Here is a 23296-nt window from a genome sequence, read left to right on the forward strand (position 1 = left end):
CACGCCTGCGGAAATGCAAGATTATTTAACCCAACAACAAGAACTGGCTGCATGATCTGGCTTAACTCACTGTCCATTTTTTTGTAGCAATTCCACAGCCTTATTTTTAGCCTCAGACCGCTTATCATAAAAAAGCTTAGTCCTTTTACCATTCTTATAATAAAGGCTCTTAGGCTGTCTAAATCTGCTGAAATATTGACTGCCTCCTAAATAGTTGTAATAAATCGTTGGCTCATATTTCATGACAAAATTATAAGCAAAATCTATTCTGAATACATCAGCTTTCTTTACAGGTATATGAAGATCATCAGTGAGTTTATTTATTGCCTGCTCAGTATCCTGTCTGGTTAAGGTCTGGAGATTATCATCCAGGTAGTATTTAGCCAGGCTCCCTCTTATGGAAACTCCTCTCTCAGATACATAAATACTCAGATTTTTAAGTTTACCTGAATAGTGTATTCTGCCAGTTTGCCTATGCTCTTTTATCTTCTCTAAATGGACAGGAGTTTGAGCCAGCAAATCTGTATTACTGGCTCTCTCCTGTTTTAGATATAGCTTTAAAGAATCAAACATCATTAACAAAATTTGTCATCAGTAACAGCTTACTACTATAGACCATAGTCATAAAAGGCCTGAGCTTGCTGTCTGAGTTGATTGATGTTTGAGTCCAACTCTCCATCTATCAAAAGTTGATAAAAGGATCTAATCAGGTTTCTGCTGTCTGGAATAACCAGCATCTCCAGTTCTGTAATATCCTTATTCATGATGAACAAATAGCCATCATTCCTGTATGGATAGAATGGATTTTTATCTCCATTGTTAAGCAGTCTGGAGCTGTTAGGATACCCATAAGCCAGCTCTGGATAGTCCAGATCCTCTATAAAAAGGCTGGTAACATTGAGGCTGGATTTAGTGAGACTCCATTCAGCCACTCTTTGAGAATCGGCATTAACAAACTCTCTGGCTGGAGTCTTATAAAAGAAGAGCATTCCTTTATTATTCTTTAGACAATCCAGGCCTTTGTAATCTCCTGAGTACTGAATACAATCCAGCCTCTTTTTTGACCTGATATTGTTGGCTTTCTTTATCGGCTCTGGTAAGTTCAAAAACTTGAAATAGGCTATATCCTGTTTCATTATTGGCCACCTCCCAGGATATAGTTTTCAGCCTTTTCATCTATTTCATCAGATGAAAGCTTTTTGTTAGTGAGGAGCCATTGATCTATCTCATCCTTTTTGAAGTAAATTTTCTTGCCTGTTGGCTTATAACAGGGAATACCTCCTGTAGATGTGAGCTTATACAGGTAGCTTTTTGATAGGCCTGTATATTCAGCTACTTCATTAAAATTTAGTACTGTTTTCTGCTCTAATAGCAGATTTTCTATTTTGGTTAGTCTTTGGTCTAAATTTACAGAGTCCATTATTCCTATGGTTTAAAATTGGAAATAATAGACCGGCCGGTCTGAAGTTTTTTGCAATTGCATTCCAAATATTAACAACTCAGGAAAGCATAAAAATAGACCAGCCTTTACTGTAAAGGGGCTGTAAATGGTAAAAGTATTATCTATCCCTTATAGTTTTTTCAGAAGTCAGAGAGAGAAAAAAAGCTGATATAGCGATTTATGTAATGTAGGATAAAGCTTTTAAGTGATAGGGGGGCTTTATTCAGGTAGGTTCTGGAGAATATTGTCTATGAGTTGATGATTCTTAGGCTTGCCAATTAAGCCTCCATTCCTACCAGTCTCATTATCTCTGTAACCTTTAGCAGATTGCCTAAGATTCTTTGGAGTTTGTCCATTTACTGAAAAGTGAGGAGCTGTATCCTTCCAAATATTATTGGTCTGTATATGATTTTCATTCAGTTCATCAATCATATAAGCAAGTAAAGCCTGAGTATTAAGCCACTCAATAGGCTCAGGCTCTATAATCTGCTCTCTGACAGGCTCAAAATGATCTTTGATGATATCCTCAGACTCTCTTTCCTCTATTAGTTTCTGCTTTATTAGTGCCTCTATAAACTGCTCCAGTGAATCATCAGATTTAAGCCAGTTGATGTGGTTTTGATTTAAAGTCTCATCAGTTTTATAAATACCTTCAATATCTTTAGCAATATTAAACTCCCTTATTAATTCACCATCTAAAAATAGAAATGAGTTCTTAAGCTCCTTTTCAAAATAAGAAATTGAGAGTCCAGTTCTGTGTATATTATTTCTGAGGCTTTCAAAGATGATGCTCAAAAACTCATCTTTTGCTAAGATATAATTCTGAAACTCATCAGCTTCTGTATATTCATCATCTCTACTTCTTTTAAATCTGTAGTTCCTATATTTTCCTTTGTGTGAATTAGGTGAATTGCCATAGGATTTTAAATCCTGAATTTTATTTTCACTTCTATAAAGATCATTCATTTCAAGTAAATAATGCTTGAAAAGTCTTTTTAATGATGAATCAGACTGAGCTAAGACGATGTTTCTTTTTAGCTCCTTTTCAAACTTCTCAGTGATCTCAATAAAATCAGTTGAGTTCCTTAGTAATTCATCAATGGCTGATTCATTTCCATGATACCAGTAACCTGTTAGATATACAATTTTGTCCAATACTGAGAAGCTAATACTATTATTTTCTTGCTGAATAGTATTATTAGATTTATGCTGAGTTTTAGAACTTACTGATTCTATTTCAGTTTTATTTTCTACCTCTTCAATTTTTTGCAATAACTTAAGTTCAAAGTGATTTATGTTATTGAATTTATCTGGAAAAAAGATAGCTTCTAAGTCTAATAATTCAGGTAGTATCTCCTCCTTATATTTCTTTGAATCTGTATCAAACTTTTCATCTCCTTTTCTATCTCTCCATTTATCCAATTTTGGGTCATAAATTTGCTCAATTATTGGCAATTCCCATCCCTTGTCATTGTATTTATCTATCACGTCCTTTTTTTGTTGATCATCAATATTCTGAAGAAAAGGAGCTTTTTTAATAAGCAAATATTCATCCAAATCATGCCTTAAAGCCTTTAACTTTTGTAATTTATAATCTGTTTGATTTTCAATGTAATTCCATTGCTTTGACTCTGATATTTCTCCATTATTTATTTTTTCAAAAAATTTATAGGTATCTCTCTTTTGAATACTATTTAACCATTTAGCTGACTCAGTATCTTCTTTTGACAACTGATCATAAATGGCTGAGGTATTGTCTCTTTTCTCTGATAGCAGTTTACCTAATTGTTTAAACCTATACTCAAAAGGATCTTCTGGCATAAAATCATCTAAGCTACTTATCTGCGTCCTAAAGGATTTATTCCTATTAAGATATTCCCAGTATTCATTCCAAAGTAAATTGAGTTTGTCATCCTGAAAATCATCAGTTAACGATTGAGCATGATTATAGATATCCAGCTCTTTCAACTCTCCACTAAGAATTTGCTCAAAGAATTCCTCTGTTTTCATAGCTCAATATCATTTAAGCGGTTAACAGCCTCTCTCTTCTTTTTATCCAGGATATCAGCATAAATCTGAGTAGTCTTTAAATTCTTATGGCCTAACAGCTTGCTGACTGTATAGATATCTGCTCCCAATTCCAGCTGTAAGATTGCATAGGTATGTCTGGCACAGTGAAAGGTTATATTTTTGGTTATTCCTGCTTTCATCATCCACTTTTGGAGAGCTACATTCATATATGATGAATATTTGAGGCCTTTAAACACCCTGTCATCATCCGCTTTTCTTTCTCCTAAATATTGATGTGCATTCTCAGGAATATCATGATACTGGAGTCCATCAGTTTTTTGTTGGTGAAAAATAACCCTCCAGCCATCCTCAGACTCTACAATCTGAGACCAAGTAAGCTTTTGTACATCAGACCACCTGAGACCTGTTAAACAGGCAAATAGAAAGGCTCTTTTAAGAACAGGATACCTACACTCCTCTTTGGCCACTGCTCTAAGCTCCTCTCTTGTTAGGTATTCCCTTTTAGGAGTTTTGACAGTTGGCAGTTCTACATCTTTGGCTGGATTGTGAGGAATTACTTTTTCCTTAACTGCCTGCCTGAGTGCTCCTCTGAAATTACCAAAGTATGAGGAGATAGTACTGGTTGCCAGAGTATCCCCAGAGGTTTTCTCCACATTACAGAGATAATCTTTAAACCCTTCACAGAACTGCTCATCAATCATTTTGAACGGCACTTTCTCACCAGCATAGTCAATAAATTGTTTGATAGATGAATCCCAATTACTCCAGGTATTCTCATTATCCTCTCTTTTATCTCTCTGCTTTTTAAAGAACTTCACAAAATCAGCTTTCTGATTGCCTGTTCTTTTAAAGCCATACTGGTTATTTTTGATCTCCAACTCTCTTTTTGCCTTAATGCTTTTGGCAAGCTCCAGAGTCTCTTTGTTGGTCTGTCTCTCTTGCTTAGTCTGAGGATTATCAATCAGATATAAATCCAGATACTCATAGTCTCTCAGAACTTTGGTCTTCCCTTCATCTGTTTTGATAGTGCCTTTATAATACTCCAGATAAAGGCTGATCTTACCTTTCTTAGTCTGCTTTCTCTGCCTGAGATGTACTTTCATTTTTGTTGCTATTTGTTGCTAATTGATTCTAACAACAATATAACAACAAAGAATTGATAAATAACAACAAAACAAGTATAAATAAGATGTGCTTAAATCAGGCTAACTGAAAGGATTAAAAGGAGTTAGCCAAAGAACAGAAAACTACTTCACTTACCGATACAGAACCGTGAAAAGATACTGTCCAGCACATCTTCGTTGGTGATTTCGCCGGTGATGGTGCCGAGCTCTTTCAGGGCGGCGCGCAGGTCGATGGAGAGGAAGTCGCCGGTCATTCCCTGCTCGAGGGCCTGGATGGCACTTTGCACATCTTCCTGCGCGTTCAGCAAAGCCTCCCGGTGGCGGCTGGAAGTAACCAGCAGGCTTGAGGTGTCGTAGTCCTTGTTTTCCAGGGCGCGCTGTTTCATCAGCTTTTTCAGCTCCTCGATCTTTTCGCCCTCCAGGGCCGATATTTTGAGATCATACGCCATCCGTTCATCCTCCACCTCCAGCGCAATGTCATTCTTTGTACCGATCAGCAGGAAGGGCGTATCTCCCGCTTTTTTCTGGAAAGTCCCGATCTCTTTTCGCTCCTCCGGGGTCCCCTTCCTGGACAGATCCTTCAGGTAGACCACCAGGTCGGCATCCTCAAACGCCTTCTGGGAACGCTTGACGCCCTCGGCCTCCACCAGATCCTCGGTCTCGCGGAGTCCGGCGGTGTCGGTGAGTTTAAAAAGCAGGCCGTCGTAACTCCAGTCTACATCAATAGTGTCGCGCGTGGTGCCGGCAATATCGGTGACGATGGCCCGGTCTTTGCCCACCAGCGTGTTCAGCAGGGTCGACTTGCCCACGTTGGGCTGACCGATGAACACCGTACGCACCCCATGTTTTACCAGCCGGCCGGTTTCGTAGGTGTCGAGCAGGCGGTCAATCTCGGCATCCAGGGCCAGCAACAGCTCTTTCAACTGCTCCTTGTTGGCAAATTCGACATCTTCCTCAATAAAGTCGAGCTCCAGCTCCACCATCGCCGTGGCGTCGATGATCTGCTGTCGAAATTTCTTGATATGCTCGCCCAGCCGCCCCTCCAGCTGCTGGTGGGCCGCATCCATCGCCTTCTGGCTTTTGGCGTGGATCAGGTCGGCCACCGCTTCCGCCTGGCTGAGTTCCATCTTGCCGTTGAGGAAGGCGCGCTGGGTGAATTCGCCGGGCTCCGCCGAACGGATACCGAGGGCCAGCACCGCTTCCAGCACCGCCTGCGTGACGAGCACCCCGCCGTGGCAGGAGATCTCCACCGTCTCTTCTCCGGTATAGGACCGTGGACTGTGAAACAGTGTGGCCAACACTTCATCCACGACCTCTCCCTTTTTGTTCACAATCTTACCAAAATGCACGGTGTGGCTCTTTTCCTGGTTCAGATCGGTACCCGTGAACGCCCGGTTTACCCGCTCAATCGTGTTCTTCCCGGATACCCGGATCACCGCAATTCCGCCTTCCCCGATCGGCGTGGCAATGGCCGCAATCGGCTCCTTCTGGGTGATTTCACGTTGTTCGGTCGTCGGTTGTTGCTGCTGAGTTTGTTGTGCCATAGATCAAAATATAACGTGTTTGGAACCTCCAATCAGGCCTGTTTATCAGGACCTCAGAGTTTTTTTGGAAGCGGTTTAACAAGCATTTTCCCATATAAAAAAGGACGCCGTTACCGGTGTTCCTTTATTGTAATATTAACGCGAGTTAGATATATCTTCCAGCTTTAACATTGTTTCTTAATTTCTTGGGGCAGGTCTTTATTCTCCCCTTGAGGGGAGCCCCGCCAAAGGCGGGAGGGGTGTTATTCTCTATGTCAGACCTGCAACTCCCGACGCAATCGCCAGACCCATGCAATTGGCCACCCTCCTCGAGGAGGGACTGTTTTCCTGTCATTTCAAGGCAAACAGGCATTCTGGTTGAGATCACTAAGTCGAATTCAGGTTAATATTACAGAACAGTACCCGAATTTTATTACTACAGAACCATAACAATTTCTTGCTGTTTTGCTTATTACTCGTAATTTACGCCCCGCATTTGAACAACAGAAATGAACAATTATTATGGAGCAGGAAGTACTGTTAATCGATTGTCCCGACCAGAAGGGACTGGTTCATAAAATCACCGGCGTGCTGTACGATCACGGGTTGAACATCATCAGTAACCAGGAGTTTGTCGATGCCGCCACCGATCACTTCTTTATGCGAACGGCTTTTGAGGGATCTGACAACTCCGGCCAGATTGAGCAGGACCTGAACAGCGTACTGCCCGATGCGGCCCATATCCGTCTGACGCCCAGGGGCAATCGGTCGGTGGTGGTGATGGCCACCAAAGAGCCCCACTGCCTGGGAGACCTGCTGCTTCGGTACCGGTATGGTGAGCTGCCTGCAGATATCAAGGCGGTCATCAGCAATCATGCCACACTGGGTTCGCTTGCGGATTCGTTTGACATCCCGTTTCACTGCGTGAGTCACGAAGGGGTAAGCCGCCGCGACCATGAGCAGAAAATTACGGAGATCATCAATGAGTATGATCCCGATTACCTGGTGCTGGCGAAATATATGCGCATTTTTACACCTGAATTTATCGATCAATATCCTGAACGCATTGTAAACATCCATCACTCCTTTCTGCCGGCCTTTGCCGGTGCCAGTCCCTACCGCCAGGCGTTTGAGCGAGGAGTCAAAATTATTGGGGCCACGGCTCATTTTGTGACGGAAGACCTGGATGAAGGTCCGATCATTGCCCAGGATGTGACGCCGGTCAACCACACCTACACGGCACGCCAGATGGCCCAGGCCGGTCGCGATGTGGAAAAGGTTGTGCTGGCCAGGGCACTGCAGCTGGTGCTTGAAGAGCGGGTCTTTATCCACAACAACCGGACGATTGTGTTTGATTAACCCGGATGGAGTATCTCTTTTTGAATAATCAAAAAGGGAACAAGGAAAGCTGGTTAGTTAGCCAGTCTGCCCTGTTAACCCAGCGCCTGTGCCAGGTCTTCCAAAAGGTCTTCCGGGTGTTCCAGTCCCACGCTGATGCGCACGAGGTTTTGTGGGGTCGTTGAGTCGTCACCCTCGCTGCTGCGGCGATGCTCCCACGTACTTTCCACGCCCCCCAGGCTGGTAGCCCGCATTATCAGCTTAGAACGCCCTACTGCCTGTATGGTTTCTTCCCGGGTTCCGCGGTACAGGAACGAGACCATTCCTCCAAAACCGCTCATCTGGTTGCGGGCGATCTCGTGGCCCGGGTCACTTTCCAGGCCGGGATAAAACACCCTCTCAACGTTTGCATGGCCCTGCAGGAATTTAGCCACCCTCATTGCATTTTCGTTGTGTCCCCGCATGCGGTAGGGCAGGGTTCGGATGCTGCGGGAGAGCAGCCAGCAATCCCTCGGGGAGGGTACGGCCCCGGCGGTGATCTGGATACTGCGGATTCGTTCAAAAAAGGAGTCCTCCCGCCTGGCCACGACGGCCCCGCCCAGGATATCGCTGTGTCCTCCAAAATATTTTGTAGTGGAGTGCAGGGAGAGATCCGCCCCAAGCTCCAGCGGCAGCTGGTTGACCGGCGTCGGCCAGGTATTATCCACGCAAACCGAAATATTGTGCTCTCCGGCCAGCTCCGAGACTGCCGGGATATCGGTAACCAGCAGCAGCGGATTGGAGGGGGTCTCGAGCCAGATCAATTTTGTCTGCTTGTTAATCGCCTCCTCTATCTTGTTGAGATCCGTCGTGTCCACATAATCGGCCTGCAGGCCCCACCGGCTCATCAACTGCTTGATCAACAGACGGTTGCCGTGATAGACATCCTGCGGCATGATCACGTGGTTACCGGGCTCAAGTGCCTGGAATACGGCCGCCGCTGCCGCTACCCCGGAGGCAAAGGTGGCGGTGGCAGCCCCTTCCTCCAAATCCGTGATCAGCACTTCAAGCTGGGCCCGGTTCGGATTTTGGGCCCGGGTATAGGTCAGGTCACCGGGCTTGTGCCCCTCTTTATCGTGTTCAAAAATAGTGCTCGTCTGCAGCGGCGGAACTACCGCTTTGGATTCCTTCAGTACATCGAGTCCGGCATGGATCGCTTTCGTTTCAAGACGCATAGAATACCTTGCTGTAAACTGTGGGTTAATTGGAAATTATTTTAAAGAGGGCTTTGCACAACCCTCAATTCCTCGTTCTGAGGGCGTTGTACTCCCGTTAAAAGATCACCAGGGTCGGTAGTACAACTACCTCCCAGCAAAATAGCAGGTTCCGCAAAGGTCCCTTAAAGAGTTTTGAAAAAGTTACTGGTTCTCCAAAGCTCCATTGTCATAATGCCAGGGGCATACCGAAGGTACGAATTTAAACCCCCGGGATGAAGTACGGAACTGTATCTTTAGCTCGTTTTACACCCCAAATATTCTTCTTGAACACGAGAAGTAATTAAGAGAGTGGCTTGCTCAAAAGATCAAGATTGTCCCTTTCTCATGGCAGTAGTCTTCAATAACTCAACAACCCAACCTGTGATGCTTTACTTTTTAAGAGCTAAGTACACTTGTCCGTATTTCCAACGAGAATCAAGTTAAATTTACTGGTAATAAATGCAGGCTGGTCCGGGGAGGCCATTTCATTTCCTCATCGAAAATTGCGTTACCAGGTCCTTGATGCGCAGGTAATTGTCTCGCTGAAACCGCCAGAAAAAATCGAACTGACCCACCACAGAACTGTATAACAGCAGCACGATATTATAGGAGGGGATCACAAAAACGACCCACACCAGGGCTTCTTCCCACAGCGGGGTTTGCCGGCCAAACTCCAGCCACGCAAAAGCGAGTTTGCGCACATATAAAGCCGTCAACCCGGAGATCAAAAACACACACAGAATAACGGCCAGGTGCCGGTAACTCTCGACGCCCCACCGGCTTTCTATCTTTTTAAAGATGTTTTGTATCGCGTATCTGATCATACTTTGAATAGCTGTTATTTATCTGTTTTGTGCTGACCGAATGACCACATCTCATCGACTCTGCCGTGACCGGGTCGCTGCGCGCTTTCCCGGCCTGCGCTGCCGTTCGTTAACATGAGAGGTCAACGGGCGGAAGGTAGGAATTACGCCGGAAGGTTCAAAGCGTTGCAGGGGGTATTATTCCCGGAGGACAACCCCGGGTTCAAAGCAGTAGTGGCCCGCTCATTTCAGGTGTACATTACCGACTCCTTTCACCTCCGCCTTTTCAAAGGAGAGGGTAAACAGGGCACCCGGTTCCTGCGTTTTATACGAATACGTTCCATCCAGCTGGGTAGCCAGGGTGTCAATCAGCTTCAGGCCGAGGGAGTTATCAAGGGAAATGGTGCCAAAATTGTCGGGCAGTCCCCTGCCGTTGTCTTTTATCCTGACCTCGATGCGATCCTTCTTCTCATCAAGATCGATCCATAATTGGCCGATATCTCTTCCATTAAATGCATGCTGCAGCGCGTTGGTGACCACTTCATTCACAATAAGAGAGCAGGGAATCGCCTGGTTGATATTGAGTATGACCGGATCCAGCTTATACGACACATCCAGGTCTATCGCAACCTGGACTGTATCGATGATTGTAGAAACAAGCTGCTCAATATTTTCATCCAGACTCAGCCTGGAAAAACTTTCGGACTGGTAGAGCAACTCGTGGATCGAGGCCATCGTCTGGATCCGGCTGACGCTCTCGATCAATTTTTGGCGAACCCGCTCATCCTCTTCACCGAACGCCTGCAGCTGCATCATGCCGGAGACCACGGCCAGGTTGTTCTTGACCCGGTGATGGATCTCCAATAGCAGGGTTTCCTTTTCGGCCAGCGAAACCTTCAGCTCCCGCTCCCGCTGCCGCCGGTTGGTGACATCCCGGCCCACGCACACCCAGTGGCTGTATTCCCCATCTTTTTCTTTTACGGGGGCCATTGAAACATGAATCCAGAACTTTTCTCCCTCTTTCGTGTAGTTAATGAATTCCGTTTCGCAGGATTCCCACCGTTCCATCGCTTCCCTCAGCTTGTCGCGCTTCGCCTGACTGGTTTCGGGACCATTCAGGATATGCAGGGTATTGCCGGTCGCCTCCTCCCTGGAGTACCCGGTCATTTTCGAAAAGGCGTCATTGACATACAGTATTTTCCGGCCGGGCAGATCGGTGGGCTCCGCCTCAATAATCACCACTGATTCGCTGGTGGTTGCCACAGCCGACTCAAACAGCTTGAGCCACCTTTTTTCCTCCTTCTGCTCGGTCACGTCCTGCATCGCCCCGATGATGCGGACCGGCTCCCCCTTGTCGTCGGTCACCACAAATGCGCGGTCGTAAATATCCTTGTAGCTGCCGTCGGCACATTGAAACCGGTATTCCAGCTGGAACCGGTTCCTGTTTGCCGCCAGCGTCTTCTCGATCTGGTTCAGCACTTTTTCCCGGTCTTCCGGGTGTAAGTTTTGGCGCCACCATTCCCCCACCTTCTTGACCTCCTGCCTGGCATATCCAAACATGCTGTAGATATTCCTGTTATAGCGGATGGTATCTTCCTCAAGGTCCAGGTCCCAGATGGTATCGCTGGTGGCCTTTGCGACGATTTCATACCGGTGTACACTCTCTTTTAATTTTTGCTGGCGCTCGATCCGTTCTGTCACATCCCGCGAGTTTGCCACAAAACCCTCGACCGCCGGGTTTTCCAGCATGTTGGTGATGATCGTCTCCACCCATCGCCAATCGCCGCCGGCATTTCTGAATCGAAAGGGCTTGATCTCCGCCCGCTCCCTGCTCGGCAGGTTCTCGATTATCTCGGCGATACGCTCCCGGTCATTCTCGTGGATATAGTCGAGGGCGTTGGTGCCTGTAAACTCTTCCGGGGAGATCCCCAACGCCGGGATGGAGGAGGGCGCAACATATTTGTAGGTGCCTTCTTGATCCAGGATCGCAATCAGGTCGGAGCCGTCCTGCACCAGCGAGCGGAACCGCTGCTCGCTAAGAGCCAGCTGCCGCTCCGTCTTTTTCTTTTCAAAACTTTCAAACAGCATCCTGAGGATATGCGTTGCACGCTTGATCGTATTCAGTTCAAGCTCGTTCGGGGTATTGGGCTCCCGGTAATAGACGGCAAAAGTAGCCACCACCTCCTGCTGGTTGTTGGTAACCGGCTGCGACCAGCAAGAGCTCAGATTATATTTTTTTGCGATATCAGCAAATGCTTTCCAGTTCGGATCTTCGAATATGTTTTCCGTGATAACAAGCTCTTTGTTAAAGGCGGCCGCCCCGCAGGTCCCGATGTCCGGTCCAATTGGTACTCCATTAATGGCCTCAAGAAATCCATCGTGGAGACCGGGAGAAGCAAAGTTGCAGAGCGCCCCCTCTTTTAGCTGCATTATGGAGCAGATGCCCCTGGGATGAAGCTGCTCGATACCCAGGATAAATTCACGGGCGATATCCCGGATGGTATCCTCGCCGCGGACATTCATCTCCAGCACGTCGCGTTCCAGCTTTTCAAGATCCCGGTAGTATTTTTGCTCCGTGATATCGTTGGTATTGATGATATATCCACCGATGGCGGGATCGTCTGTCAAGTCGGAAACCACGCATTCAAACCAGATCCACCCTTCCTCCTTGTGGCGGAACCGAAACGGCTGCAGCTGCTTGCTCTGGTTGTGTTCCAGGGTCTCAAATGCCTCGTAGAGGGCGTCTAAATCTTCCGGGTGAATATAATCGGCGGCCTCTGTCCCGCTCAGCTCACCGGGGGTCCAGCCGGTAATCTGCCGGTGGTTGGGACTGGAGTACTTGTACCGGCCCTTTGAATCGAGAATGGAGATGATATCCGCTCCCTCCTGGACCAGGGCCTTGAACTTCTGCTCGCTGAGCTTCAGTTCGCGCTCGGCTTTTAGCTGATCCGTGATATCTTCCGCCAGTACCATTTCGGCTTTGCGCCCCTGGTACTCTATGATATTGCTTTTGATTTTTACATCCAGCAGCTTCCCGCTTTTCGTCAGGTGCTGGAACACCCCCTCATAAAAAAACTGATCCCTGCCGCGCGACAGCTCCACCGCTTCAATAAGGTCGGGTATTTTTTCTTTGGGGCGTATATCTTCGAGCGTCATCTCCAGGAACTCCTGCCTGCTGTAGCCGTAGTGATCGGTGGCGGCCTGATTGACATCCAGGAATGCCAGCGTTTCCAGGTCATATACCCACATCGGCTGGGGCGACAGGTTGAAAATCTCCCGGTACTTCTTTTCCGATTTTTTTAGCGAACGGTTAACGCGATTCCGCTCGATACTGTACGAGATGCTTTTGTACAGCAAAAAGGGCGTCAGCTCATCTTTCAGCAGGTAGTCTGCGATACCCATACCCAGGGTTTTAAGGCCAAATGCCTCATTTTCATACCCGGTAAGTACAATGACGGGGATATCCTTCGACATCGCCACCACCTGCTGTACCAAGGATTCCCCGCTGGCATCCGGCAGCGCAAGGTCGAGCAGGATCGCATCGTAAAGGTGATCCTCCAGGGCATTTTCTGTTTGCGCAAGAGTGGTTACGTGCTTCAGGTGAGGTTCCTCGATTTTCTCCAGCAGGTATTCCTGGATCAGGAAATAGTCACCGGGATTGTCCTCTATGACCAAAAGCCGAATTTCCTTTTCTAACGCTGCCATACTTGTTACACTATCTTACTTTAGTCGGAAGCTGGACGATGGAGATCCAGAAATCCTCGATAGATGAAATCACCTTCATGAAATTATCCATATCCACCGGCTTGGTGATGTAGCAGTTGGTGTGATTTTCATACGATTTTTTGATATCCACCTGGTCGGACGAAGTGGTCAGCATCACCACGGGAATCTGTTTTAGCTCCGGGCTGCTTTTTATGTGCTTCAGCACCTCGTGCCCGTTAATCTTGGGCAGATTGATATCCAGCAACACCAGGTCGGGCGGGGTTGCATCTTCATACCCCTCCTTTTGGTCCAGGTATTGAATCGCCTCCCATCCATCCCGTACTATTGACAGTGAGTTGCTTATCTGTCCCTCTTCCAACGCTTCGGTGGTGAGCACAATATCGCCCTGGTTGTCCTCCACCAGTAAAATGTGTATCGGTTCCATAATAATTGCCGGAAATTAATTCTATATGATGGTAACAGCACCTCGGCCACGCTTCGACAGCTGTATCCTAAATTGTTGTACGCTCAACAGGTTGTGATCCCATTAGCGGGGACCGTTCTCAATCCTTCCTCTATTGAATAAAGCCTCTGTGCTTTCGTTTCTATTGGAAATATTTTTTTCTCTTATAAGTTGCATAACTTACCATTTACGAATGGTAAAGTGAAATACACTTCCGTTTCCTTTCCCTGACTCCACCCATATATCGCCGCCGTGCTGCTCTGCCACCTTTTTGCAGATCGCCAGTCCCATGCCGCTCCCCCCGTACTCTTCGGCGGTATGGAGGCGTTTGAATACGGCAAAAATCTGCTCGTGGTATTCCGGGTCGATCCCGATGCCGTTGTCGGACACCGAAAACTGCCAGTGCTTCTCCTCCTCGCGGTACGCTATCTCAAGGATCGGGCGCTGACCCGCCGGCTGGTATTTCAGGGCGTTGGCCATCAGGTTTTGAAACAGCATTTTTATCGCCACCGGCACCGCCTTGATCGATGGCAGGTCGGGAACGGTGACCCGGGCGCCGGTTTCTTTAATTTCAGCATCGAGAAAGCCGGTCACTTCCTCGAGGACGGCGTTCAAGTCAACCACTTCAAAGGAGGTGTACTTCCGCCCGATTCGAGAATATTCCAGCAGGTCGTTGATGCGGGTACTCATGCGGTCGGCCCCGTCTGTGGCGTAGTGGATATAGCTGTGCGCCTTGTCGTCCAGCCGGTCACCATACTTTTTTTCCAGCAGCTCCATAAAGCTGCGCACCATGCGGAGCGGTTCCTTGAGATCGTGCGACACGATGTAGGAAAACCGGTCCAGCTCCTCGTTTTTGGCGTTCAGGTCATCCACGGTATCCTCCAGCTCTCTCCTCAGCTCCTCCTGCTCGTCAAAAGCAGACTGCAACCCCTCGAACAACTTGGGAATCAACAGCACCGCGGTGCCGCTGAGGAATACGAGGTTGGCGGAGATCGCAATCCAGGCATCCAGCTGGTATTCCGACAGAATCACCGTGCTGGCAAAGCCGTAGTGGATAGCCAGCGCAAAATAGATGCAGATGAGGGTATTGAGGGCCAGCATGATCAACCCGTACACGCGGTCGAGGCTCAGGACCACGAAGACAGAGATGCCGAGCAGGTAGAGCAGGCCCGGCCCGCTGGACCCCAGGTAGTGAAGCAGCACAACCGAGACCAGGTACAGCACGCCGTTAAAAAGTATTTTGCGCGTAAAGACTGAAATTCTTGGAAGAAAAGCGATACTGAGAACCGTGCTTATCGCGATAAAGTCGACCAGCAGCAGCGGCTTGAGATCCATTTTGTAGGCCATGTAGAGGCCCGGAATAACAGCCACCAGGCTCAGCGGGATAATATAGATCGCCGAGGCCGCAAACATCCGGTTTTGCCAGTAGTACACCGAATTGCGCCGGGCCTCCGGGTCGGTACAGTTGGCATAGATATGGGTTTTGTATTTGTTCCAGTAGTCACTCAACATGGTATTGGGTTAATCTGAGACTTTTTAAAAGTCTGAATTTTATTCGCTGCCACCTTCAAATTAGATCACAAACTAAAATACCCGCACGAAATCCCCCTTTGGGGGGGGGCAGGGGGATGTAGTGCCTGTTTTACAAGCTCCCCGAGCGGTTTCCCGGCAGGCTTATTTGTTACATGCTGGAAATCTATCTTCACAGTACTTGCCAGGGTTCACTATCGCTAAATCCCCCTAACCCCCTTTGGAAGGGGGAATGTTCTTATCTTTTTCTAATTTCTTGATCGTTTGTTCAATTTTGTACAAAACACCGTCAGTATGTTTCATCACATCATCGTCGTTAAATCGGATAACAGTGCAGCCCAAAGACTCTAATTTTTTCTGGCGCTTTTTATCGTACACTTGCTTTTCGTCATGGCTATCGCCATCTATTTCGATTACAAGTTTCAATGACTTATTGTAAAAATCCACGATATAATTATTTAATGGCTTTTGACGATTAAACGTATATCCAAGCATCTTACCTGCTCGCAGTCCTTTCCACAGTTCAACCTCTGATGGAGTACTGTTCTTGCGCAGCTCCCGTGCTCGTTCTTTTAGCTTTGGATTGTACTTAATAAAACCCATATTCCAATAATAGCTAATTACTCCCCCTTCGAAGGGGTTTTGGGGGATGTAGTGCCCGTTTCGTAAGCTCCCCGAGCGGGTGCGCGGCAAGTCATTTTTCAAATTATGGAAATCTATTTTATGGTACTTGCCAAAGATATCTATCGCTAAATCCCCCTAACCCCCTTTGGAAGGGGGAACTTGTTTGCTTATGAATTACTGTGAAACATTCATTTCTTCTGTTGCCTTCTTCAGATTACATGTACTGTGCTCTAATTAAGCAAGAATCTTCCTCCTTTGAAGGAGGTGTAGAAGGATATAAGGTGGTAGTTTTCCGATCTCATTTTATGTGTCTAGACCCTGTTCCAATTTCTGGCAAATCCCCCTAGCCCCTTTTGGGAAGGGGGAATGTTCTTGCTTGTTGGAACATAATGCTCATAATTTATTTATAGGCTGCCATCTTCAAATTTGAACGCGAACTAAAATACCTGCACGAATTTCCCCCTTCGAAGGGGGTTTGGGGGATGTAGTGTTCCCCATTACCTGGTTTCGCTACGTAACGAATTTTTGTGGTAACAACACTCGATCACAAACTGTAATACATCTTCCGTATGCTTCATATTGTCATGATCGTAGAAACAAATCACGCTGCAGCCCACTGATTCTAATAGTTAAATATATATCCACACATCTGGCTTAACCCTCCAGGGGTTTCAAACCCCTGGAGGGTTGGTATTGGCATTATCATTCTTTAGCGATGGTAAAATAGAAGGTGCTTCCTTCGCCGGGTTCCGACTCCACCCAGATCTCTCCGCCATGGTGCTCCACGATCTTCTTGCAGATCGCCAGCCCCATGCCGGTTCCGGTCTCCTCTTCTGCTGCACTTTCAACACGCTGAAAGAGGTCAAAAATGGTCTCGTGATACTCGGGGGCGATTCCCCGGCCGCTATCGGAAACCGTGAAAATCCACTCCTTCGGCTTCTCCTTAAACCTGATCTCAACAACCGGGGCTGTTCCCGCTTTTCGATACTTGAGCGCGTTGGAAACCAGGTTGTTGAAGAGCTGCTGCAGCGGCACCTCCTGCCCAACAACTACCGGCAGGTCTGCGCACTTCACCGCGCCGCCGTGCTCCTCAATCACCGAGCGGTTCAGCCTGGTGACTTTATCCACCACCTTATTGAGATCCACCTCCTCAGCCTCCCTGTTTTTCCGCCCGACCCGGGAGTACTCCAGCAGGCTGCTGATCATCGCGTTCATCCTTTCGGCCCCGTCCACCGCGTAGTGAATATATTCCCGGGCCTTTTCGTCGAGTTCGTCGCCGTACTTTTTTTCCAGCAGCCGCATGAATGAGCGGATCATTCGGAGCGGCTCTTTCAGGTCGTGGGATACCGCATAGGCAAAATGTTCCAGCTCCCGGTTGCTGCGGTTGAGCTGTTCATTCAGGTTTGAAATCTCCCTGTTCTGCTTCATCAGCTGCCGCTGGACGTTGATCAGTTCGTTATTCACCTTTGATATTTCATCGTAGGTGTCGAGCGAGGGGTCGGGGCGGTACTGCTCCAGCTTGCTCAGCTTTTTCTCTGTTCGGCGAATCCTGTTCTGCTGCTCGTTGTTGATCAGCATCATTTCATCCAGCATCTTCTCCAGCATCTCGTCGTTGGCCGCGGCGATAATCCAGACTTGCCCGTTAAACGTGGCTGCTGAAAAATGCAGCGGCACCGGCTCCTCATCCTGTCTCACATACAGCTGGTAGTCAAAGACGAACTCGTTGTCGAGGATTTCCTCCCAGAAGTTGGCCGCCTTGCCGATACTTTCCCGGTCGATGATATCGGAAAACTGCGCAGGCAGGCGGTCCTTCGGCACCATCTCCAGGTCGTCGAACGGCACCCGCAGAATCTGTCCCTCCCGGCTGCAGACCAGGCAGAGCCCGTTTTTGATCTCATGGGTGTCGATATTCATATCAGTTCACCAGCTTATTTGCTTTTGAAACGGCCTGGCGGGCAGTTCGGGCGGTGGCATCAGTCCCGATCCGCTCCCACAGGTCCGGAACCACGGTAAAGGGATACCCCCCGGCCATGATCTTGAGGTGATCAAATTCGCTTCGGCTCCTGATGTCGTCCACCAGCTGCTCCACCTTGCCGATATGCAGTGGCAGCGTTACCGATATCGCCAGCAGATCGGCCTCGTGCTCGCGGATCGACTGCATCAGGTGGCGGTCCGGCATGTTGCTGCCCATGTAGTAGGTGTCCCAGCCGTCCATCTCGAAAAAGTCGGACACCATGCGGATGCCGATCTCGTGCAACTCGCTGGCGACCGAGCAGGCCACCAGGCGCGAGCCCTTCTTTTGACCGGAAAAAATCAACGGGTACAGGCGCGACATAATCAGCTGCGTGGCCGCGGTGCAGTAGTGCTCGTGGGCCACGGTAATTTCGTTGCGCTGCCAGAGCACGCCCACCTCGTACTGCGTAGCCTGGAATATGTGCTCATAGATATCCGAAACCGATACGCCCCGATCCACGAGCTCGTCCACCAGTTCGGCGGCCCGCTGCCGTTTGGAATTCAGCAAGAGGTTGAGGTACTCCCGGGCTTCTTCAACCAGCGGATTGTCGGGCTTCAGATGGGTTTCATTGTGAGGGTTAATATCTTTAAGGTGGTTGATCCCCGAATCCAGGTAATCAACCGCCGGCGACAGATCTTCCTCCGGCAGCTTTTCACGGACGGCCTGTTTGATGTACCTGACATTTTCCGCCAGATCGCTCAGCGGAATGTTGCGGGCACTGAGCATGTGGTGGGCCCACTCCAGGTAATGGTTGAAAATCCCGGGACTCTGCACCCGCAGCGCCTCAACCAGGTATTCAAGGTGATATATTGCATCCTCGCGGCACCGGTCTCGGCCCTCCTGTCCATAACGCTCTTCCAGCATCGGGTTGTTTTTAAACTGCAGTGCGGTGATACGCTCGGCCAGCGGGTGCTTTTGCTCTTCCAGCTGCGCTATAAGATCGCTGTATTTTTTCATGGGGACATGCCTTAAGAGGTAATGTGATCAAAAAAGCGGAGCTCAAAGCTGCGTTTCACCAGCTTTAATCCTTTTGGGATCCCCTTGTGGGCCTCGCTTCGGTGGTGCCTGTGCCAGTGATGGAAATCCTGTTCCGTCTCCCAGTGCGTGATCAGCCAGAATTCCGCCGGATTTTCCCGGGGATTCAGCACGTTCAGGCCTTTAAACCCCTCGGCATCATCTACCAGGTGCGGCCGGTTGCGGAAGGCCTCCCGCACCTCGTCCTCCATATTGTTTCGCACTTCGAACTTGCTGATCGTGGTAAAAGCCATTTCAAAAAGATGATTTTAATCCAGAATACTTGTTGGCACAACAACATAATAGTCATAACCCTCCAAGGGTTCCAAACCCCTGGAGGGTTGTTTCTGCCATTATCATTCTTTCGCGATCGTAAAACAGAAGGTGCTGCCTTCGCCGGGCTCCGACTCCACCCAGATCTCCCCGCCGTGCTTTTCCACAATTTTTTTGCTCACTGCCAGCCCGATGCCGGTGCCGGAGTACTCCTCCTGTGTATGCAGCCGCTGGAAAATGTTGAAAATATTCTCCTGGAACTCCTCCCGGATGCCGATGCCGTTGTCGGAAACTGAAAATTTCCAGTGCGTGCCGGTCTCTTCCCCGCAGATATGAATTTCCGGCTCGCAGCCCGCCCTTCGATACTTTATGGCGTTCCTGATCAGGTTCTGGAATACCTGCTGGACCGGGGTTTCGGCGGCCCGAATCTCGGGGAGCGGATCCCATTCGACGGTTGCACCGCTCTCTTCAATCGCCCGGTGCTCCAGCTTCAGGATCTCATTGAGCAACTCCTCCAGGCAAAGATTCTGTCGTTCAAACTCATGTTGTCCCACTCTTGAATAGTTCAACAGGTCCAGGATAATCTGCCGCATACGCCCGGCCCCGTCCACCGCAAAATCGATATATTGGCGGGCTTTCTCGTCAAGCTGGTCACCGTACTTTTTCTCCAGCCGTTTCAGGAAGCTTGAGACCATGCGGAGCGGCTCCTGCAGGTCGTGGGAGGCCACATAGGCGAATTGTTCCAGCTCGGCGTTGGAGGCGGCCAGCTCTTCGGCGTGCTTTTCCAGCTCCCGGTTGAGCTGCCTGAGGGCTTCCTCGTTCTTCTTATGGCGGGTCAGGTCGGTCATGGCGCCCACCACGCGTGTGACCTCTCCACGGTTGTCCCGGATGAATATGGCGCGGTCCATGACCGGGGCATAACTGCCATCATCCTTTTTGAACCGATACTCCTGGTACCAATCGGTTTTTGTACCGGGTTGCATATATTCTTCAATCTTCTGTACAACCTCACCGCGGTCTTCGGGGTGGATCAGGCTGACCAGGAAGTCCAGGGTGGGATTGGTCTCATCCAGGTCGTACCCAAACAGGGTTTCAAAACCCTTGCCCCAAAACAGCTCGTCTTCGGTTACGTTAAAATCCCAGATGGCATCGTTGGTGGCCTCGGTTACTTTATCGAACCGCTCGTTGACCTGGCGTATTTTTTCTACTCTTTTTTTCTTGTCGGTGATATCCCTGAAATATACCGAAAGACCCGTTTTAGAAGGATAGGCACTGACTTCAAACCATTTCTCAACGCCGGGATAGTACTCTTCAAAACTAACAGATACATTTTCATTAACAGCCTTGTGATATTGGGTATAGAAGTCGAGGTCAACGGCATCATCATATTCCTCCCACAGGTTTTTACCGATGATCTCCTCTTTGGGTTTATCCAGGACCTGCTCAGCTTCCTTGTTCCAGTAGGTGACAATCCAGTTCTCATCTACAGCAAAAAAGGCATCCCCGATGCTTTCCAGAATGGTCTCGTTTTCCTGGTATGCTTTCTCAAGCTGTATTTGGGCTTCTTTCTCTTTCGTTATATCCTGGGCTGTTCCCTCCATTGCTATTGGCCGTCCCTGTGCTGATGTTTTAAGTTCTCCCAGCACATGTATCCATTTTACAGTACCATCCGGTAGCAAGATGCGATGCTCCAGGTCCAGCGGCTGGCCGGTCTCCAGAGTTTTCTCATGCTGCTCCCTGAAATATTCCCGATCGTCGGGATGCATCCGGTCAAAAACAAGATCTGTAGTCAGTTGCACTTCTTTCGGGTCGAATTCCCAAATTTTATACGATTGCTCCGACCAATAGACATTGCCGGTCTCAAGGTCCAGTTCCCAGTACCCCAGGCTGGCGATCTCCTGGGCTAACTTTAATTTATTGTTGATCTTGGTAATCTGTTGCTCCGCCTGTTTCTGTTCGGTGATATCCAGGATGATGGAGTCCCACACGATGCTTCCGTCCGGCAGCTTGCGGGGAATACCGTTGCCCTCATGCCAGCGGATTCCTTTTTCCGGGTGCCGGCTCCTCCACTGGGCGTTCCAGTGGGCCATGGCTTCGGCAGAATCGGCGATAGATTGTTTAACCTGCTGGTAATCCGCTTCCGGGAGCTGGTCCCAGATAAGCTCGTTGTGCTGCATTCCCATTTCAGGTGAAATCCCCCAGAGTTCCTTTGCGCCCTTGCTCAGGTACATCAGCTCATCCGTCCCGTCGGGATACAGGCGGTACTGGAAAATAGCTCCCGGGATATTATCAGCCACGTGCTGCAGCTTCTGCTCGGCCTCTTTGCGGTCGTGGATATCCTGGAAGCTGCCGTACAGCCTGACGCATTCCCCATCGACAATATACGGCTCCCCCTTGGTCCGTACCCAGCGCTCATTACCTTTTGCAGTCACAATCTGAAGCTCTTCATCCCAGGGGATGCCCTCTGTAATGGCTCGTTGCACCACCCGGCGAATCGTCTCCCGACTTTCACCTTTTTTATAAAAGGTAATACCGGTTTCCAGGTCGGGCGCAAAATTGGGATCATCAATTTCATGAATTTCCCTCGTCATAGACGTCCAAAAAATTTCTTCGGTCTTCAGATCCAGCTCCCAGGCCCCGATCCGTGCCATCTTATGGGCTTGCTCCAACAGCCTTTCGAGCTGTTTCTGCTCGGTAATGTCGGTCAGCGAACCAACGACAGCCACGGTCTGCCCGTTTTCGGTGATCGGCGCCTCGTTGACCCGTACCCACATTTTTTCACCGTTTGCTTTCTGCAGCTGCAGAGGGAAGGAGGGCTGGGCGCGGCCGGTTTCTATCGCTTTCTGGGTATGCCGGAACCCTTCTTCGTTGACGGGGTGATCCGTCACAAATTCGGTCCACTGCTGCCGGGCCTCTTCGGGCGTACAGCCCAGAAACTGCTCTGCCTGGGGGCTTACATAAGTTAGTTTGTGGTCGGTATCGTGCCGGTAAAACAGGTTGGTGCTGTGTTCCACCACATCGCGCAGTTTTTGTTCGGCCTCCTTGCGTTTGGTGATGTTCTGGGTACTTCCAAAAATGCGAACACATTTCCCATGGCGAAATTCCGTCTCACCCACGGCGCGCACCCACCGCTCGTTATTTTCGGCCGTGATGATTTTCAATTCTACATCAAACGGTTCGCCGTCTTCAATGGCATGCTCGACGGCTTCCCTTATTTTTTGGCGATTTTTGCCTTCTTTATAAAAGCTGATGGCTGAATCAAGATCCGGCTCATATTCCAGCTCTACTTCATGGAGCTTTTTAACGGTATCCGACCAGTGTAGCTTGTCATGGATCAAGTCCAGCTCCCAGTGGCCGATCTCGGCAATCTGGTAGGCTTTGTCGCGCTGCTTCTCGGCTTTCTTTTCCTTGGTGATATCCACCATAAGGCCCCGAAGGCGATCCGGGCGGCCATTTTTGGTAATTACGGTAACATAATCCCGAAGCCACACCACCTCGTCATTCGCCGACATCATACGGTATTCAAAGGCGTGGTTTTCTCCCTCCCGTGTTTTTTGATGACAAAAGTTGAGTGCGCGACTCCGATCTTGGGGATAGATATGGTTTTGCCAAAAATTCGGTTTGCTCAGCCATTCTTCCGGGCTGTAGCCCAGCAATTTTTGTGATTTTGGGCTGACATATTCAAATTCAAATGTCTCGGCATCTGCCTCCCATACGATGCCTTCCACCGACTGAATGAGTGCCTGGTACCGATCACGCGCCTCGCTAAGCATCTTGGTGGTCTGCTTTTGCTCTTCGTAGTTGGTGATCTCCCTCAGAATTGCGGGTCCCAGCCTCCCCAGGTTGCTTTTCATGGCGTAGTCGGAGGCGCCCTCCAGCATCGCATCGACCGCTTTCTCCTCCCCGATGTATCCTGAAACCAGGATAAAGGGCAGGTGCGGATCTTTCTCTCTTACGAGTTTCAGGGCCTGGATCGCGTTAAAGGAGGGGAGGTTGTAATCACTGACAATCAGGTCGGGCGGGCTGTTTTCAAGCCGGTCTTCCAGCTGCTTCCTTTGGTGGACGATCTCAAGCTCAATTTCGATTTTGAGCTTTTTCAGCTCTATCTCGATCAGCTCTGCATCACGTTCATCATCTTCAATCAGTAATACCTGGTAGACTTTTCCCATACCGCTTCC

General features: G+C 48.8%; 17 protein-coding genes. 1 reads left to right on the forward strand and 16 read right to left on the reverse strand.

Features of this window, described 5'->3' with window-relative positions; all coding sequences use genetic code 11:
* Nucleotides 1-66: 66 nt before the first annotated feature.
* The 6 genes from ACG2F4_RS13125 to mnmE all read right to left on the reverse strand — a co-directional run bounded on the left by ACG2F4_RS13125 (nucleotide 67) and on the right by mnmE (nucleotide 6140).
* Nucleotides 67-576: a phage/plasmid replication protein gene (locus ACG2F4_RS13125; RefSeq protein WP_395261334.1), complete on the reverse strand. Its 510-nt coding sequence runs from the start codon at nucleotides 574-576 to the stop codon at nucleotides 67-69.
* Nucleotides 577-608: 32 nt separating this feature from the next.
* Nucleotides 609-1136, reverse strand: a complete 528-nt coding sequence (locus tag ACG2F4_RS13130; protein WP_395261335.1) for a hypothetical protein — start codon at nucleotides 1134-1136, stop codon at nucleotides 609-611.
* Nucleotides 1136-1420: a helix-turn-helix transcriptional regulator gene (locus tag ACG2F4_RS13135; RefSeq protein ID WP_395261336.1), complete on the reverse strand. Its 285-nt coding sequence runs from the start codon at nucleotides 1418-1420 to the stop codon at nucleotides 1136-1138. Before ACG2F4_RS13135 ends, ACG2F4_RS13130 begins: the two co-directional genes overlap by 1 nt.
* A gap of 240 nt (nucleotides 1421-1660) precedes the next feature.
* On the reverse strand, nucleotides 1661-3451 hold the full coding sequence (locus ACG2F4_RS13140; RefSeq protein WP_395261337.1) for a hypothetical protein: 1791 nt from the start codon (nucleotides 3449-3451) through the stop codon (nucleotides 1661-1663).
* Nucleotides 3448-4575, reverse strand: a complete 1128-nt coding sequence (locus tag ACG2F4_RS13145) for a phage integrase SAM-like domain-containing protein (RefSeq protein ID WP_395261338.1) — start codon at nucleotides 4573-4575, stop codon at nucleotides 3448-3450. Before ACG2F4_RS13145 ends, ACG2F4_RS13140 begins: the two co-directional genes overlap by 4 nt.
* A gap of 149 nt (nucleotides 4576-4724) precedes the next feature.
* Nucleotides 4725-6140, reverse strand: a complete 1416-nt coding sequence (gene mnmE / locus ACG2F4_RS13150) for a tRNA uridine-5-carboxymethylaminomethyl(34) synthesis GTPase MnmE (RefSeq protein ID WP_395261339.1) — start codon at nucleotides 6138-6140, stop codon at nucleotides 4725-4727.
* 501 nt (nucleotides 6141-6641) lie between these two features.
* Between mnmE and purU the strand changes: the two genes are divergently transcribed.
* Nucleotides 6642-7478 carry a formyltetrahydrofolate deformylase gene (gene purU / locus ACG2F4_RS13155; protein WP_395261340.1) on the forward strand — a complete coding sequence of 279 codons (837 nt, stop codon included), beginning with the start codon at nucleotides 6642-6644 and terminating at the stop codon, nucleotides 7476-7478.
* 74 nt (nucleotides 7479-7552) lie between these two features.
* On the opposite strand, the gene ACG2F4_RS13160 is transcribed toward purU, so the two are convergent.
* From ACG2F4_RS13160 to ACG2F4_RS13205, 10 genes are all read right to left on the reverse strand, one after another.
* Complete coding sequence (locus tag ACG2F4_RS13160; protein WP_395261341.1) at nucleotides 7553-8671, reverse strand: trans-sulfuration enzyme family protein; 1119 nt, start codon at nucleotides 8669-8671, stop codon at nucleotides 7553-7555.
* Between the two features lie 506 nt (nucleotides 8672-9177).
* Nucleotides 9178-9516, reverse strand: a complete 339-nt coding sequence (locus tag ACG2F4_RS13165) for a DUF6787 family protein (RefSeq protein ID WP_395261342.1) — start codon at nucleotides 9514-9516, stop codon at nucleotides 9178-9180.
* A gap of 222 nt (nucleotides 9517-9738) precedes the next feature.
* Nucleotides 9739-13200: a PAS domain S-box protein gene (locus ACG2F4_RS13170; RefSeq protein WP_395261343.1), complete on the reverse strand. Its 3462-nt coding sequence runs from the start codon at nucleotides 13198-13200 to the stop codon at nucleotides 9739-9741.
* Between the two features lie 10 nt (nucleotides 13201-13210).
* Nucleotides 13211-13645, reverse strand: coding sequence for a response regulator (locus ACG2F4_RS13175; protein ID WP_395261344.1), 435 nt, complete (start codon nucleotides 13643-13645; stop codon nucleotides 13211-13213).
* 198 nt (nucleotides 13646-13843) lie between these two features.
* Complete coding sequence (locus ACG2F4_RS13180; RefSeq protein ID WP_395261345.1) at nucleotides 13844-15175, reverse strand: ATP-binding protein; 1332 nt, start codon at nucleotides 15173-15175, stop codon at nucleotides 13844-13846.
* Between the two features lie 228 nt (nucleotides 15176-15403).
* A complete protein-coding gene (locus ACG2F4_RS13185) occupies nucleotides 15404-15898 on the reverse strand; it encodes an endonuclease domain-containing protein (RefSeq protein ID WP_395261346.1) in 495 nt (164 codons plus the stop codon).
* 621 nt (nucleotides 15899-16519) lie between these two features.
* Nucleotides 16520-17731 (reverse strand): ATP-binding protein, encoded by a 1212-nt coding sequence (locus ACG2F4_RS13190; protein WP_395261347.1) that lies wholly within the window; start codon nucleotides 17729-17731, stop codon nucleotides 16520-16522.
* Between the two features lies 1 nt (nucleotide 17732).
* Nucleotides 17733-18788 (reverse strand): cobalamin-dependent protein, encoded by a 1056-nt coding sequence (locus ACG2F4_RS13195; RefSeq protein ID WP_395261348.1) that lies wholly within the window; start codon nucleotides 18786-18788, stop codon nucleotides 17733-17735.
* 11 nt (nucleotides 18789-18799) lie between these two features.
* The gene (locus tag ACG2F4_RS13200; RefSeq protein WP_395261349.1) at nucleotides 18800-19099 is read right to left on the reverse strand and encodes an antibiotic biosynthesis monooxygenase family protein; all 300 of its coding nucleotides are present in this window, start codon (nucleotides 19097-19099) and stop codon (nucleotides 18800-18802) included.
* 102 nt (nucleotides 19100-19201) lie between these two features.
* A complete protein-coding gene (locus tag ACG2F4_RS13205) occupies nucleotides 19202-23287 on the reverse strand; it encodes a PAS domain-containing protein (protein WP_395261350.1) in 4086 nt (1361 codons plus the stop codon).
* Between the last annotated feature and the right edge of the window lie 9 nt (nucleotides 23288-23296).

Origin of the sequence: Halalkalibaculum sp. DA3122, from assembly GCF_043951865.1 — a bacterium.
Classification (GTDB): Bacteria; Bacteroidota; Rhodothermia; order Balneolales; family Balneolaceae; genus JAMQKA01.

Bases quoted from the DNA above. Each gene is read 5' to 3' on its own strand.
- purU (WP_395261340.1), top strand. From the start codon at position 6,642: ATGGAGCAGGAAGTACTGTTAATCGATTGTCCCGACCAGAAGGGACTG.
- ACG2F4_RS13145 (WP_395261338.1), bottom strand. From the start codon at position 4,575: ATGAAAGTACATCTCAGGCAGAGAAAGCAGACTAAGAAAGGTAAGATC.
- ACG2F4_RS13165 (WP_395261342.1), bottom strand. From the start codon at position 9,516: ATGATCAGATACGCGATACAAAACATCTTTAAAAAGATAGAAAGCCGG.
- ACG2F4_RS13200 (WP_395261349.1), bottom strand. From the start codon at position 19,099: ATGGCTTTTACCACGATCAGCAAGTTCGAAGTGCGAAACAATATGGAG.
- ACG2F4_RS13125 (WP_395261334.1), bottom strand. From the start codon at position 576: ATGATGTTTGATTCTTTAAAGCTATATCTAAAACAGGAGAGAGCCAGT.
- ACG2F4_RS13130 (WP_395261335.1), bottom strand. From the start codon at position 1,136: ATGAAACAGGATATAGCCTATTTCAAGTTTTTGAACTTACCAGAGCCG.
- ACG2F4_RS13135 (WP_395261336.1), bottom strand. From the start codon at position 1,420: ATGGACTCTGTAAATTTAGACCAAAGACTAACCAAAATAGAAAATCTG.
- ACG2F4_RS13170 (WP_395261343.1), bottom strand. From the start codon at position 13,200: ATGGCAGCGTTAGAAAAGGAAATTCGGCTTTTGGTCATAGAGGACAAT.
- ACG2F4_RS13190 (WP_395261347.1), bottom strand. From the start codon at position 17,731: ATGAATATCGACACCCATGAGATCAAAAACGGGCTCTGCCTGGTCTGC.
- ACG2F4_RS13160 (WP_395261341.1), bottom strand. From the start codon at position 8,671: ATGCGTCTTGAAACGAAAGCGATCCATGCCGGACTCGATGTACTGAAG.
- ACG2F4_RS13180 (WP_395261345.1), bottom strand. From the start codon at position 15,175: ATGTTGAGTGACTACTGGAACAAATACAAAACCCATATCTATGCCAAC.
- ACG2F4_RS13175 (WP_395261344.1), bottom strand. From the start codon at position 13,645: ATGGAACCGATACACATTTTACTGGTGGAGGACAACCAGGGCGATATT.
- ACG2F4_RS13140 (WP_395261337.1), bottom strand. From the start codon at position 3,451: ATGAAAACAGAGGAATTCTTTGAGCAAATTCTTAGTGGAGAGTTGAAA.
- mnmE (WP_395261339.1), bottom strand. From the start codon at position 6,140: ATGGCACAACAAACTCAGCAGCAACAACCGACGACCGAACAACGTGAA.
- ACG2F4_RS13195 (WP_395261348.1), bottom strand. From the start codon at position 18,788: ATGAAAAAATACAGCGATCTTATAGCGCAGCTGGAAGAGCAAAAGCAC.
- ACG2F4_RS13205 (WP_395261350.1), bottom strand. From the start codon at position 23,287: ATGGGAAAAGTCTACCAGGTATTACTGATTGAAGATGATGAACGTGAT.